Source organism: Bradyrhizobium sp. CAR08 (assembly GCF_052871955.1).
Window position 1 is genome coordinate 18,762 of record NZ_JBIXJX010000008.1, and the last position, 12,810, is coordinate 31,571.

Consider the following 12,810-nt stretch of genomic DNA (forward strand, 5'->3'; position numbering starts at 1 on the left):
CTCCCAATATGTGTCTTTAGGACTTCTTGGTAATACGGCGATAGAGGCCTACGAGACCGGTGGGCCAGAAGATCAGGACCAGTGCGAGCACGGATCCCAGCACGATCTTGTTCCAGTCACCGCCGAGCGAGAACAGGTTCTGCTGGGCGATCAGGAGTGCGGTGCCGATCAGGGGCCCCAGCAGGATGCGGCGTCCGACCAGCACGATGGCGGTGAGCATAAGGACCAGAAAGTAGGATTCGAACATGTCCGGGCCGACATAGGCGCGCTGATACGCGTACAGCCAGCCGGCGAGCCCCGTGATCGGCGCGGATATCACGAATACTGCGAGCCTGATCCGGCGTGGATCGACGCCAAGGCTCGCGGCGAGTGCCGGGTTCATCTGCACCATCAGCGCAGTGGTGCCGAGGCGGGAGCGACGAAAGCGTGCGATGAAGGCCAAAGTCAACACAAGCAGAGCGAAGGCGATCGGCCAGAGATCCTCTTGCATCGCGCCGGAGAAATTCGTGAAAATCAAAGGCAACTTTAAGGGCGGAATGCCGACGATGCCATCGGAACCGCCCACCGCGTCCCAGTTGAAGGCGATCTCGTAGGCGACGACGGCGGCCGCGTAGGTCACGAGCGAGAAAACGAATTCGCGGGTCCGCAAGGTGACTGCGCCGAGGAAAGCAGCTGCCGCGAGGCACAGCGCGATTGTCGTCGCAGCTGTGATCCATCCGTTAACGCCGTAGCTGACGGACAGGTTCGCGGCTGCATAGCCGCCGATGGCCCAGAACACGGTGTGCCCGAGGCTGACCTCGCCGAGATAAGACAGAATGATATCGGCACCGTAGCACATTACCGCGAAGATCGCGATCGTGGTCAGCGTCGAATAGGCAACCGAGGTGCCGCCGAGCAGGCGCGGCAGGAAGAAGCCGATGACGACGGAAGCCGCGATTGCGACCAGGCGCAGGAACGGGATCGATAGCGGCCGGGGGGCTTCGATAGTGGTCATCTGGTCGCAAGCCCCGCGGGACGGATCACCAGCAAAGCCAGCAGTAGCGCAAAGGCAGCCGCCGTCGTGTAGGCGGGCGCAACGAATGCGCCGAAGAAAGCCGTAAACAGGCCGAGCCCGATGCCGGCCGCGAGCGCGCCGCCGATCGAACCGATACCGCCCAGCACGACAACGACGAAGGTCATGATAACCTCGTTAAAGCCCATGCTGGTCAAGATCGGTGAACGGGGCGCAACCAGCGCCGCGCCCAGAGCCACCGCAGAACATTCGAACATGAAGACGAGCAGATAGACCGTCTTGGCGTTGATCCCGAACAGCTCCGCGAGCTTGGGGTCCTCGGCGACGGCGCGAATGACTGCGCCGAAGCGGGTACGCTGCGTGAATACCCAAACGGCGCCATAGAGCAGAATCGTCACGACAAGCACAAGCACGTCCTGCCAAGTGAACCACAGCGTACCAAGATCCACCTTGGCGCGCGCCAATGTTCCGGGAAGGATTTGCGGATTGCCGCCGAAGATCAGGGCGCTTACGCCCTGGAGTACATAGCCCAGCCCGAGTGTCACGATCATCAGGCTGGTTAGGTTCTGGGTCATCACCAGGCGCATCATCGCGCTTTGCATTAAAAAGCCGGTTGCTCCGAGCACCACAATTGCCACGAGGATGGCGAGCGGATAGGGCAGACCAAGCTTGGTGATGGCGTACCAGGTGACGAACGCCCCGAGCATATAGAGCTGACCGTGTGCGAAATTCACGAGGCGCGCCACGCCTAGCAAAATGGTCCAGCCGAGGGCGATGCATGCATAGCCGGAACCGAGCACGATGCCGTTGATGATCTGCTGCGCGACGTTCATGGCGGTGCATCCGCGATCGTGCCGAGGTAGGCCTCGATGATGCGGTGATCGGCCGCCATTACCGCGGCCGCACCTTCGCCGACGACCCGGCCGCGTTCCAGCAGATAGAGATGATCGACTACCTTAAGCGCCGCTTTCACATTCTGCTCGACCAGCAGCACCGGCAGCCCGCGATCGACCAGCAGGCGGATGCGGGAGAGCAGGTCGGTGATCAGTCGAGGCGCGAGCCCCGCGGAGGGCTCGTCCAGCATCAGAACGCGCGGTCCAGCGAGCAGTGCGCGTCCCACAGCAAGCATCTGCCGCTCGCCGCCGGACAGTGCCGCGCCCTTGTGCGAGCGGCGCTCGGCTAGGCGTGGAAAAAAGTCGAAGACCTCCGGGGTGGTGAAGAGGTGCCTGCCGGTCGCGTCGGCCGGGGGACGCACCAGCTCGAGGTTCTCGTCCACCGTCAGTTCGGCGAAAATGTTCTTGCCTTCCGGTACCAACGTGAGGCCGCGTCCCACCCGCTCGTGGGCCGCGAGCCTCTCGATGTTGCGGCCCTCAAGCTGGACCTGACCTGTTACAACGGCGTGGCCGCGTGACCAGCCGGCCAGCGCGTTGACCAGCGTGGTTTTGCCGGCACCGTTGGCGCCCACGAGGCCGACCATCCGGCCGGCGGGAACGTCGATACTAACGCCTGACACCGCAACATTGCCGGCGTAGCGGACGCAGAGATTGTCGCTGCTCAGCACGCCGGTCATTCGTCCCGCCCCAGATAAGCTTCGCGAACCCGGGCATCGCGTTGGATCTCGGTCGGCGTTCCCGTCGCCAGCATCGCGCCCTGGTCGATCATGACGATGCGGTCGGCGATTGACATGATCAGGTCCATGTGATGCTCGATCACCACAAGGGCCAGCCCGCGCTTGCGCAACCCGATCAGGACGTCGGCAAGCTTCTTCATGTCGCCACCGCTAAGGCCGGCGGCAGGCTCGTCCAGCAGCAGCACTTTTGCTCCGGTGCCATAGGCAAGCGCCACCGACAGCAGCCGCTGCACGCCGTAGGGAATGTCGCCCGGAAGCTGGCCATGGTAATGCCGTGGGATGCCGAAGAAGTCGAGTAGTTGTGCGGCGGCGGTCTCGGCGGAACGGCGGGTCGTGGCCTCGCGCCACGGTGCGAAAAGCGAAGTCATCAAATTGGTCGAGAAGTCGCGGAAGATCGACGAAACGGCATTCTGCAGGACCGTTAACTCGCCGAAGAACGAGTTCTGCTGGAAGGTTCGGCGCAGGCCGCGGCTGGCGAGATCAAATGTTTGGAGCGCGGAGACTTCGCTGCTATCGAGGAAGGCACGGCCTCGATAGGTCACGGCGTTGGTAACGGCTGCAAAGCAGGTGCTCTTGCCGGCGCCGTTAGGGCCAATGATGCCGAGGATCTCGTTGCTGTGAACCGACCAGCTCATGTCGCGCAGCGCGACCAGCGCGCCGTACTGGACGGTTAAACCTTCGACGCGCAGCACCTCGCCGGCACTCGTGCGGGTTTCCCCGGAATTTGCCACCCGGCTGTCCATCCCTCGTTGTTCTGATCGCAGCGGTGGCGACCGGTCTTATTGGCGGGCAGCTAACGGAGCAATCGATGGGGATCAAATCGCAGGAGAAGCTGCCTCGCATAGGGATCGTATCGCTGACAGACAGCGAAAACTTGTGCTGACTGGTTGCCTTCGACACCCTGGGGTCTAGCTACTGCGAGGCCCGCAACCTGCACGGAAAAAACCTGGTTCGTCGGCAAGCTCCTGCAGAACGGTCGCTCGAGCAAAGGTTCGAGGGACGGTACGGCAAAAGGACACCGAGCGCGCGCGTCGCGAGGCCGAGAATAAAGAAGTTGGGGCACCGCATGCACATCGCGCTTGCAAGACTAACGAAGCCATGATGCGCGCCAGGTCACGCGAAGAGTTCTACGATCTTCGCCGAAACGGCGCGATTGCATCGAGACGGGACGTCGATTGTGATGCCCCAATAACAATCCAGCTATGGGTCCTGGTTTAGCCGCAAGTAGGCCATTGAGGAAGGCTGTCTCACTCGAGAGGGTCATTTCCTTTCGGCTCTTGCAAGAACTTCGGCATGTGGTTACGCGGTTCACGATCACGCGGAGCGGGACGTTCGGACGGGTCGCGGCCGAGCTTGGACTGCAGCTCGACGAGGTCGATGAAGACGTCGGCCTGGCGGCGCAACTCGTCGGCGATCATCGGCGGCTGGCTGGCGATCGTGGAAATCACGGTGACCCGCACGCCGCGGCGCTGAACGGCCTCGACCAGAGAGCGGAAGTCGCCGTCGCCCGAGAACAGCACCATCTGGTCGATGTGCTCGGCGCTCGGGCACGATGTGGTTGAAGCGGGATCGGCCGAAGAGGCGCTTCGACTGCTGAACCGGGGGCTCACTCCCGATTTCGTCGTGACGGATCACCTCATGCCGGGCATGTCCGGTACCGAACTCGCCCGAGCGGCGCTTCAGACCATTCTTGATGGACGAATTTGCGGGTGCCCGTGGCTTTGGTTAGCAGGATCTCTAACAGATGCGTTGCGTAAGTTACCCAGGCTGGCGAATGGAGGCTGCGAAACTGGAGCAATGCCGTCAGCGGCTGCCGCCTACGGTGTCGGCGACCTTCGCTCCCCTCGACCCCATTGGCTTGGATGTGCCGGTGGTGGTGTCGCGCTCGGTCTGATGTTCCATCTCCGCGTCGACCTCCGCACCGAGCAGGATGACGATGGCGGAGATCCACAGCCAAGTCATGAAGCCGATGATCGCCCCAAGTGAGCCGTAAGTTTCGTTGAACTTGCCGAAGTTTGCGGCGTACCAGGAGAAGGCCCCGGAAACCGCGATCCACAGCAGAGCCGCGATGGCACTGCCCCAAGTGACCCAACGCCAGCGGGCCGTCTGCCGGCTCGGCCCATATCGATAGATCACTGCGAGCGCGAGGGTCAGGATGAGAAACATCGCCGGCCACCGCCCGATCCGGAGCAGAAGGTCGCCTGCGCCGGACAGGCCGACATAGTCCAGGAAAACGGGTACTGCGACAATGGATCCGAGAGCGACGACGACGAAGGCGATGCCGCCGAGCGTAAAACCTAGTGAGACGGCATTGAGCTTGAAGAACCCACGTTTCTCGTTCTCGCCGTGGACGATGTTCATAGTGTCGAACAAAGACTTCATGGCCGCGTTGGCGCTCCAAAGCGAAGTACCAAGGCCGATGGCGAAGGTAATGCCGAGCGTCTGCGAGCCCTTGGACGCAACTCTGGTGAGTTGGTCGCGTGCGATATCGATCGCTCCGCCGGGGAGAAATCCGCCCAGCTGATCGAGGTGTCGCGTTATGGTAGTGGGGTCCGAGAAAAGGCCGTATACGGCGACAAGCGCGGCGATGGCGGGAAAAATGGCCAGGATGCTGTAGTAGGTCATGCCGGCCGCCAGCGCCAGAATGCGGTGCTTGGAGATGTTCGCGTAGACTCGCCGAAGGATGTCTTTCCAGCCGCGTGGCGGGATCTCCGAGGGGGTTGTGGCCTGGCGGCCTCGGTCTTCGTCAGCGCCATCTGGTCGCGTCTGCGAGGAAGGAACGATGGATGGGCTCTCCTCCCGATCCTGTTGCGTCGGCAACAAGCGATCCGAGATGAGCGCAAGGCCGAGAACCGCCAATGTGGACGCCAGTGACCAACCGATCGACTGCCGCTCTGAAACGTCTGGGTGTTCAGTCATGCTTCTGTCGTCCTTGCCTTTCGAGCCGGGACAACTGTATTCCAGTCACGATCGTTCCTGTACCGCTTCGCGCGTCGACGCACGGCAGTCGCGGATTTTGCAACCGAGGACGATCCCGGCCAAAGAAGCGCCGACCGCGTTTGCGGCGATGATGACCCAATCGCCGCGCATCGCCCCATAGACGACCCACAAAGCCAACCCCGTGGTCAGCGCTACCAACATTCCCATGGAGAGATCGGCGGTAGATCCGCGGGGCCACGCCTTTCGGACCTGTGGGACGTAGGAGAGCGAAGCAAGGAAGGCAGCAAGTCCGCCCAGATAGGTGGTGAGATCGTGTGACATCTGGTTACCTCTCCGGTGCACCGGCTGAACGGACCTCCGCTGGAAGGGTTCCGGCGCCAAGGAGGGTTAAGCAGCTGAGGTGCGCAGGACGTCAGGGCAAAGGAGTGGTGCTGCGCTTCGCTCTAGCGCGCTTACGCCCCGGCGGTGCTGGATGACCGCGTATCTTTACGAGCTTGCGATACACAGACGTTTACCGCCTGCCGGAGCGAGGTGACGTAGTAATCGGCGCCGATCACAGTCTGAACCTGTCGGTCTCTCAGAACGTCATCTTCGGCTGGCCACAATCCGACAAGGACGGGTACGCCTGGAGCTCTTCGCTTCAATCGCTGCAGAAGGTAGCGCAGGTGCGAAGGGCTGCCCCGAATATCGAGGTAGGAGATGCAGATCATGACGGTACCTGTCACCTCCAGCGCGTTGATGGCTTCGCGCGAGGCGGCGTCATACCTCGTGACCCGCGCGCCCAGACCATGCTTCCCGAGAAGTTGCGCCAACATCGCAGACGCTGCTTCATCGAGCGGTCCCTTGCCGGCAAGGCATAGAACGGGGGCTGCTCCTTGCCATGGGGCCGAAAGCGCGGATCTGTGCGGGCAATCTTCGGGCGCCGCATTGCTGGGGATGCCCCGTTGATCTCTAGGCGTGCCGGCAGGCTGCGTGTCCAGCGAAGAAGGATCCTGGTCCTCGTGCTCGGCCAGTTCGCGGATGAGCCCCTCTATCGTATTCCGCACACGTTCCAGATGCCTTTGCCCGATCACGCCACGTTCGGCATCGTTGGCAGCCAGCTGCAGGCCTTTTAGAGCGACTTCATCGTAATAGGAAGACAGCGATCGTTCCTTCAGCGGCAGCTCGGCGTGATCCTGGGCCTCGTCCGCGTCTCCCGCCAGGAATCGCTGATAGAAACTCTCGACGGGCGTGAGCGGCGGTCGGTCTCCAAGCAGGATGTCCAGGAACTCTAGCCGATCAACATATCGGCCGAGCACAACCAGGCACAGCGTAAGGGGCATCGAAAGCGCCAAGCCAATCGAGCCCCAAAGCCAGCTCCAGAAGATCGCAGATACCACAACCGCTAATGGCGAAAGGCCGGTGCTGTGGCCATAAGTATCGGTTCGATGCCCTGGCTTACTCCAAGTTCGACCACGATATAGAGGATCGCTGTCAGATCGCCATCGACCATCCCGGATCGACGGCTGTCGCGAGCGTGATGGGCAAGCCTGCTGATATGAACGAGCCGATGTAAGGCACAAAGCGCAGCAGCCCGGAAAGAATGCCCCACAGCACAGGATTGGGCACGCCGATGAAGAACAATCCCGCGCCGATGATTACACCGAACGCCGAATTCAATCCGAGTTGAGCCAGAAAGTATCGGCTCAGCCGCTGAGCGGCGTCGTCCAGCGCCACCGTCGTCCGATGGAGGTCCGTGGCACCGAACAGCCGGATCATCCGATCGCGCAGATCTTCCTTCTGCAGCAGCACGAAGATCGAGATCACGAGGACAATTCCCAGCGTTGCGAACGGCGACAGGATAGGGGACAGATACTTTTGAAGTAGCTCGAGCGGGCTCGACGTCGCTGGTTTTGAGCCGGGCTGGTCACCCTTGACCGAGGTCTCGGCTCCAGCCGAGCCTTGCGGGACCGTCTGCAGCGGCGTTGCATCGTAACCGATGCGCTCAAGTAGGCCAGAAGCCTTCTCAGCCATGTAGGTGCGGGCGGCCTCGATCTTCCTTTCGATCGTGCCTGCATATTCAGGTGCGCGGGGCGCCAATTGTGCGACCTGCGATCCGATCACCGTCCCAATCGCACCGATGATGGCAATCGCAACAAAAACAGCAATCAGTACAGAAGGTACTCGTCCCAGTCGCCACCTTCGGAGTAGATCGACGAGTGGGGCCAGCACGAACGAAAGAAGTATTGCGGCCGTGATCGGCACGAGCACGCGCGAAATAGAGCGTCGCTATTACGACGATCCCTATTTGAAACGACAGAAGTGAGGTGATGGCTGGCGCGTCCGCGGCCGGAACGCTTTCCTGCAATAGATCGTCGGAACTCTCGGACTCTGCCACGAAGCACCTTAACCGCTGACGCGGCACCAGCTTGAAGGTAGTCGGCGAACAGTTCGACGCACAAATTGTTCCCGGAGCGGCGGACCGCGTCCGGCCCCTCCACCACCGCTTGCGGGAGTCGGCCATGAGCCGCAAACGCCATGAATGACGGACCCTAGTGGGATGTTCGCGATTGCCGCCTAACAGCATCCCGGCATGGAGGCACTCCCGCAGTCGAGCCCACTGCGGTGATCGCTTCGCTGAGGTGAGGAAAGTGCAAACCGGAATGCCTGAAAATTAATTCCCCCACAGCCGTAGCGTGTACAAATGCCAGACCAGGGTTTGTTCTGAATGAGCGCGCTCCCTTCAATAACGAGCGCGGCGCTATGTCTCCCTAGACCCCTCTCTTCAGGCCCGACTTCAGCTTCCGACTCCAGTCAATGCGTCGCGGTTGCTTCTTGCGCGGCTCCTTGACGATCGGCTGACGCTCCTCGGAACCATCGTCGAACGTCTTCACGAGAAAGCGCTCGGGGCAAGATCAAGGAAGGCGTCGGCAAGATGACCGGCGATGCTAAGACAGAAACCGAAGGTCAAGCGGACCAGGTGAAGGGCAAGGCCCAGAACGCCGTCGGCGGAGTGAAAGACAAAGCCCGCGAAGTATTGAACGGCGAGTAGTCTTAACCTCAAGAGCCCTCGCGAAAGCGGGGGCTTTTTGTTGTCTACCAGTAATCTTATGCTCGCTGCCTCGCTGCTCGAGATCTTGGACCTCGACTTACCAACGACTGGCGCGCCCGCGCTCGCCGTCCTGCTCGAGAGCGCACGAAAGAAGACCGGAGTCCTTAGTCAGGCCGCTCCTCGTCTTCCTCGCGCAGCCTGTGGTACGCGGCCTTCAATTTGCCTCGATACGGCCAGCGTTGTTCACGTCGGCCGCCGCCATGATTTCGTTGATCACGCAGTTCTAACGGACAGCTTGAATGTCGACGGCGTGCTGGCAATTGCGCTGGGGTACATCAATTCGATGTGCGTGATGACGGACGGCTTCTCCGACGTCCTTTGCGACCGGTTTGACCAATTCGCGACTCCAACTGAGCTACGCGATCGATCCCGACGCACCTGAGGCGGGAAGCAGTCAACAGGTCAGGACGGGGTTGAGCGCCTAATTCGTCGCGCGACGGCTCGGCGTCAGCGCAAAGGCAGTCACCGAATGGGTCGCCTACTTCATCGAGCACGGGGACCTGCCCGCCGCGAGCAAGCTCGAGGGCCATGAGGACTACATCCGCTCAGCGATCGAAGCCAATCCATCGATCAGCGTGCATGCATTCTGGCAGACGTTCAACAAGGAGCGGGCGAAGGTCGGCTATGGCATCATGTCCAAGTTCATCGCGGATCTCGGATACGAACGGGACGCTGCGGGTCGCCTGACCGCAAAGGCACCGCCCGGAAGCTCCGCTGAGCGGGGCGGAACTGAAAACTAGAGAGTCCGCGGCCGGGGCAACCACGCGCGGGCTCAGGCGACCGAGTTGAGCCTGATCTCGTCGGTGGCGTCGATCCAGCCGAACAGGGCGCGCAGCTCGTCGGCCTTCACCTTGCCCGGCGCTTCGTCTGCTTGGCGGGGATCCCAGGCTTTTCCGAACGTCTCCTCGCCGTAACCGGGATCCGGTTCAGCCCAATTTCGCCGGTGTCGTGATCGAAAGCCGCACCCCCCGGCTGTACGAACTCCTGCATGCCTACGGCGCCGCCAAGTTCAAAGACGGCAGGCATCCGAAGCGTTCGTCGGCTTCGGCAGGTCGCCCGCCTCTGGCGTATGGCGTCCTGCTGGACGAGGATGCCGATTTCTTCGTCTCCGAGATGAGATTTCGCCTAACCAGCTCGTCGATCTCGTTCGGCTGCCGGGATATAGATCCTCCCCCCGAAGGCGACGCTGTGCGACGGCCCGAGGTGGCGGATCGCATGCCGCAGGCGGGTGCCGGGCCCGGGCACCCGCCATGACGACGTCGCCTTGGACCGCGCCCGTGATCGGATGGACGAGTGCGAGCTTGAACCAGCGGTGGGTGCCGGCCGACCTCGCTGTCGCGCCGCTCCGCCCCGAAGTGAGGGGGCACCGATGTCTTCGAGGCACGGTCGGCGAACTCCGCCTGCTCCGGCGTCGTGATCTCGACCCATTCCGGATCATCGTGCTTCCGCGTGAGCAGTCGAAATTCAGCCAGTTGAATTCCTGGATGCGCAGCAACGTCGTGGCGTCCATGGCAATCTCCTCTTTGGGAGTCCCCCTAGAAGGCCGTCCAGCAAGCCGGAATGCCCGACGCTACTGACAGAGGACCCTTGGAGCCGCCGGGGCAAGGAGGCGGATCTGCCGGCTCGGTTCGGGCCAAAAGCCGCCCTACGAAAAGTGCGGGTAAACGAGACGCTTACTAGCCTCGACCCGGTCTTAGCGACCTTTCGTCAATCGCCCCGTTCTTATTGTGCCAACCGATCCATTCTTCCGGAACACGGTCGTGCGAAATCAAGTACTTAGTCGACGCGGTCTTGTGGTGCGGGCATATTTGAACGCAAGGTGCGCCTTTTCGCGCCGTGATCAGCATTTTGCCTGTCGCTTGCAACCGCGCGTTTCGGCGCGCGGGCGCAATCGCGAAAAATGAATCGCAATCAATGAGCTAGACTTAACTCCTCCGAGCTCACGTGAGTTCGGATGAGAAACAGCCTTCACTTCAGGTGCGGCAGGTTTTGCGAGTCGCATCAAGGACATCGACTCGAATGCTGAGGCGCTGATCCAGCAGCTTCACACATTGCTGCAATCAGGCCTGTTGCGACGCTACAAGGCGTGCATCCCCATAAAGCCCGGACCAGCTCAATATTTCCTTAAACGCCGGCGCGCCCGTGAGGCTTGCCATGATGTGGACGATCAGCGTCCGCAGCTCATCCAGCCTGGGCTGGCATGACGTGCTGCCGCGCGGCGCCCTGCGCTTGTCACGCCCCGGCGGGGATGCTGAAGTGCCGCCCTCGATTGTGGTGTGTAGGAGCCGGTGCCGATGGACAGAATTCTCGCAGCCGCAAAGGCGATCGCGCTGGCGCGCCGCAACCATGCGCCGCTCGCGGCGCTCGAAGTTCCTCCGGCCGATGAAGCCGAGGGCTATCAGGTCCAGCGGGCGCTGCACGATCTGCTGCTGCCGCATGCCGGCCCGCTGGTCGGTTACAAGATCGGCTGCACCAGCCAGGTGATGCAGGATTACATCGGGATTCCACACCCATGCGGCGGCGGCGTGTTCCAGAAAGGCGTGCACGACAGCGGCGTGCAGCTCGCGGCTGCCGACTATGTCCGCGTCGGCGTCGAATGCGAGATCGCGGTGCGGCTGAAGCGCAATCTCGCCGCCGGCGAGGCGCCGTTCACGGCCGAATGGGTCGGCGAAGCCGTCGAGGCCTATCATCCCGCGATCGAGATCGTCGACGACCGCTATGTGAAGTGGGAAACGATGGGCGCGCCGACGTTGATCGCCGACGATTTCTTCGCCGCCGGCTGCGTGTTGGGCGAGATCGTGCCGCGCTCGTCGGTGCCGGACCTGAAGGCCGTCAAAGGCCGCGCCATCGTCAACGGTGAAGAGGTCAGCCACGGCACCGGTGCCGACGTGCTCGGCCATCCCCACAATGCACTCGCCTGGCTCGCCAACCATCTCGCCGCCGAGGGCAAGGGCCTGCACGCGGGACAGCTCGTGCTGACGGGGAGCCTGGTGAAGACGCTGTGGCTGAAGGCCGGCGACAAGGTGCGGATGGAGCTGGACGGCCTGGGGACGGTGGAGGCGGAGTTTACGTAGGCGCCGCGGGCACTGCGTCGTCATTCCCCGCGAAGGCGGAGAATCCAGTACGCCGCGGCTTCTCCGTTCATCGCTGACGTCTCGAAATACTGGATCGCCCGCCTTCGCGGGCGATGACAGTCGAGGGGGCGGAGAGGGGGATAGCGGCGTCGCTACAATCGCGCGTCGCTGAGGGCTGTATGCAGCCATCGCCAAAATACATGCGGCCCTCGCCAGGGGAGCTAGCGAGGGCCGCGTCGTACATCGTCGTCCGCGCCTAGGTTCGCGAACACGATGTGGGAGCTCGGGAGTAGGCTAGAAGGGCAGCAGCACGTCCATGACTTGCTGGCCGTAGCGCGGTTGCTGCACGTCCATGATCTGGCCGCGGCCGCCGTAGGCGATGCGGGCCTGCGCGATCTTGGTGGAATCGATGGTGTTGTCGCTCTGGATGTCTTCGGGACGGACGATGCCGGCGACGATGAGCTCGCGGATTTCGTAGTTGACGCGGATCTCCTGCTTGCCTTCGACCACGAGGTTGCCGTTCGGCAGGACCTGGGTGACGACCGCCGCGACGTTGGTCTGCAACGCTTCCTTGCGGTCCACGCTTCCTTTGCCCTCGCTGGACGCGGTCGAGTCGGCGGTGAGGATACGGCCGGGCAACACCTTCTGCGCTTGGGCCCCCAATGTCTTGGCGCCGATGAAGTCGGTGATCCCGGAATCTTCCTTGTTGGTGCGGCTGCGCTGGGTGTCGTTTTCGATATTGGCCTTGTCGGTGATGTTCACGGCCACCGTCAGGATGTCGCCGACCTGATGGGCACGCTGGTCCTTGAAGAAGGCCCGGCTGCCGCTGCGCCACAGCGAGTTCGGATTGTAGGAGGCGACCTCGGGCTTCGGCATCGGCATCTGCACCGGCTTGTAACCGGGCTGCGTCGTCGGATTGTCGATCGCTGACAATTTCGGCTGCTCGCCGATCTGCGACAGACGGTCGATCGAGGAGCAGCCGCTCGCCAGCGCGCACGTCGCCAGCAGCAGGGCAGAGATCGCGATGCGACGGGGACGAAAAGCCGAACTGAACGTGGACATG

11 protein-coding genes and 2 pseudogenes are annotated in these 12,810 nt (G+C 62.3%); 3 read left to right on the forward strand and 10 right to left on the reverse strand.

The genetic code is table 11. From position 1 onward, the window contains the following. Nucleotides 1-16 precede the first annotated feature (16 nt). From ACIPUD_RS17745 to ACIPUD_RS17785, 9 genes and pseudogenes are all read right to left on the reverse strand, one after another. Nucleotides 17-994 (reverse strand): branched-chain amino acid ABC transporter permease, encoded by a 978-nt coding sequence (locus tag ACIPUD_RS17745; protein ID WP_204511710.1) that lies wholly within the window; start codon nucleotides 992-994, stop codon nucleotides 17-19. Continuing rightward, nucleotides 991-1,845 carry a branched-chain amino acid ABC transporter permease gene (locus tag ACIPUD_RS17750; RefSeq protein WP_204511709.1) on the reverse strand — a complete coding sequence of 285 codons (855 nt, stop codon included), beginning with the start codon at nucleotides 1,843-1,845 and terminating at the stop codon, nucleotides 991-993. Before ACIPUD_RS17750 ends, ACIPUD_RS17745 begins: the two co-directional genes overlap by 4 nt. Next, nucleotides 1,842-2,582 carry an ABC transporter ATP-binding protein gene (locus tag ACIPUD_RS17755; protein ID WP_204511708.1) on the reverse strand — a complete coding sequence of 247 codons (741 nt, stop codon included), beginning with the start codon at nucleotides 2,580-2,582 and terminating at the stop codon, nucleotides 1,842-1,844. The genes ACIPUD_RS17750 and ACIPUD_RS17755 overlap by 4 nt, the downstream gene beginning before the upstream one ends. Then, on the reverse strand, nucleotides 2,579-3,373 hold the full coding sequence (locus tag ACIPUD_RS17760) for an ABC transporter ATP-binding protein (protein WP_231190562.1): 795 nt from the start codon (nucleotides 3,371-3,373) through the stop codon (nucleotides 2,579-2,581). The genes ACIPUD_RS17755 and ACIPUD_RS17760 overlap by 4 nt, the downstream gene beginning before the upstream one ends. A 516-nt stretch (nucleotides 3,374-3,889) precedes the next feature. Continuing rightward, nucleotides 3,890-4,183 (reverse strand): annotated as a pseudogene (locus ACIPUD_RS17765) (NYN domain-containing protein); the annotation flags it as partial. 262 nt (nucleotides 4,184-4,445) lie between these two features. Beyond that, entirely contained in the window at nucleotides 4,446-5,561 is a 1,116-nt protein-coding gene (locus tag ACIPUD_RS17770; protein WP_377789415.1) for a YihY/virulence factor BrkB family protein, read from the reverse strand. 45 nt (nucleotides 5,562-5,606) lie between these two features. Next, nucleotides 5,607-5,903 carry a SemiSWEET family sugar transporter gene (locus ACIPUD_RS17775; protein ID WP_204511694.1) on the reverse strand — a complete coding sequence of 99 codons (297 nt, stop codon included), beginning with the start codon at nucleotides 5,901-5,903 and terminating at the stop codon, nucleotides 5,607-5,609. A 131-nt stretch (nucleotides 5,904-6,034) separates the two neighbouring features. Next, nucleotides 6,035-6,904, reverse strand: coding sequence for a hypothetical protein (locus tag ACIPUD_RS17780; RefSeq protein ID WP_204511693.1), 870 nt, complete (start codon nucleotides 6,902-6,904; stop codon nucleotides 6,035-6,037). Between the two features lie 151 nt (nucleotides 6,905-7,055). After that, on the reverse strand, nucleotides 7,056-7,826 hold the full coding sequence (locus ACIPUD_RS17785) for an AI-2E family transporter (RefSeq protein WP_446481236.1): 771 nt from the start codon (nucleotides 7,824-7,826) through the stop codon (nucleotides 7,056-7,058). A gap of 646 nt (nucleotides 7,827-8,472) precedes the next feature. Between ACIPUD_RS17785 and ACIPUD_RS17790 the strand changes: the two are divergent. The 3 genes and pseudogenes from ACIPUD_RS17790 to ACIPUD_RS17800 form a co-directional block, all read left to right on the forward strand. Continuing rightward, nucleotides 8,473-8,613 (forward strand): annotated as a pseudogene (locus ACIPUD_RS17790) (CsbD family protein); the annotation flags it as partial. Nucleotides 8,614-8,671: 58 nt separating this feature from the next. Beyond that, complete coding sequence (locus tag ACIPUD_RS17795; RefSeq protein WP_446481237.1) at nucleotides 8,672-9,055, forward strand: hypothetical protein; 384 nt, start codon at nucleotides 8,672-8,674, stop codon at nucleotides 9,053-9,055. Between the two features lie 1,912 nt (nucleotides 9,056-10,967). After that, nucleotides 10,968-11,747, forward strand: coding sequence for a 2-keto-4-pentenoate hydratase (locus ACIPUD_RS17800; RefSeq protein ID WP_446481238.1), 780 nt, complete (start codon nucleotides 10,968-10,970; stop codon nucleotides 11,745-11,747). 294 nt (nucleotides 11,748-12,041) lie between these two features. Here ACIPUD_RS17800 and flgH read toward each other — a convergent pair whose 3' ends face one another. Next, nucleotides 12,042-12,809 carry a flagellar basal body L-ring protein FlgH gene (flgH, locus tag ACIPUD_RS17805; RefSeq protein ID WP_018456424.1) on the reverse strand — a complete coding sequence of 256 codons (768 nt, stop codon included), beginning with the start codon at nucleotides 12,807-12,809 and terminating at the stop codon, nucleotides 12,042-12,044. Nucleotide 12,810: the final 1 nt, after the last annotated feature.

Bases quoted from the DNA above. Each gene is read 5' to 3' on its own strand.
- ACIPUD_RS17745 (WP_204511710.1), bottom strand. From the start codon at position 994: ATGACCACTATCGAAGCCCCCCGGCCGCTATCGATCCCGTTCCTGCGC.
- ACIPUD_RS17750 (WP_204511709.1), bottom strand. From the start codon at position 1,845: ATGAACGTCGCGCAGCAGATCATCAACGGCATCGTGCTCGGTTCCGGC.
- ACIPUD_RS17755 (WP_204511708.1), bottom strand. From the start codon at position 2,582: ATGACCGGCGTGCTGAGCAGCGACAATCTCTGCGTCCGCTACGCCGGC.
- ACIPUD_RS17770 (WP_377789415.1), bottom strand. From the start codon at position 5,561: ATGACTGAACACCCAGACGTTTCAGAGCGGCAGTCGATCGGTTGGTCA.
- ACIPUD_RS17775 (WP_204511694.1), bottom strand. From the start codon at position 5,903: ATGTCACACGATCTCACCACCTATCTGGGCGGACTTGCTGCCTTCCTT.
- ACIPUD_RS17780 (WP_204511693.1), bottom strand. From the start codon at position 6,904: ATGCCCCTTACGCTGTGCCTGGTTGTGCTCGGCCGATATGTTGATCGG.
- ACIPUD_RS17795 (WP_446481237.1), top strand. From the start codon at position 8,672: ATGCTCGCTGCCTCGCTGCTCGAGATCTTGGACCTCGACTTACCAACG.
- ACIPUD_RS17800 (WP_446481238.1), top strand. From the start codon at position 10,968: ATGGACAGAATTCTCGCAGCCGCAAAGGCGATCGCGCTGGCGCGCCGC.
- flgH (WP_018456424.1), bottom strand. From the start codon at position 12,809: ATGTCCACGTTCAGTTCGGCTTTTCGTCCCCGTCGCATCGCGATCTCT.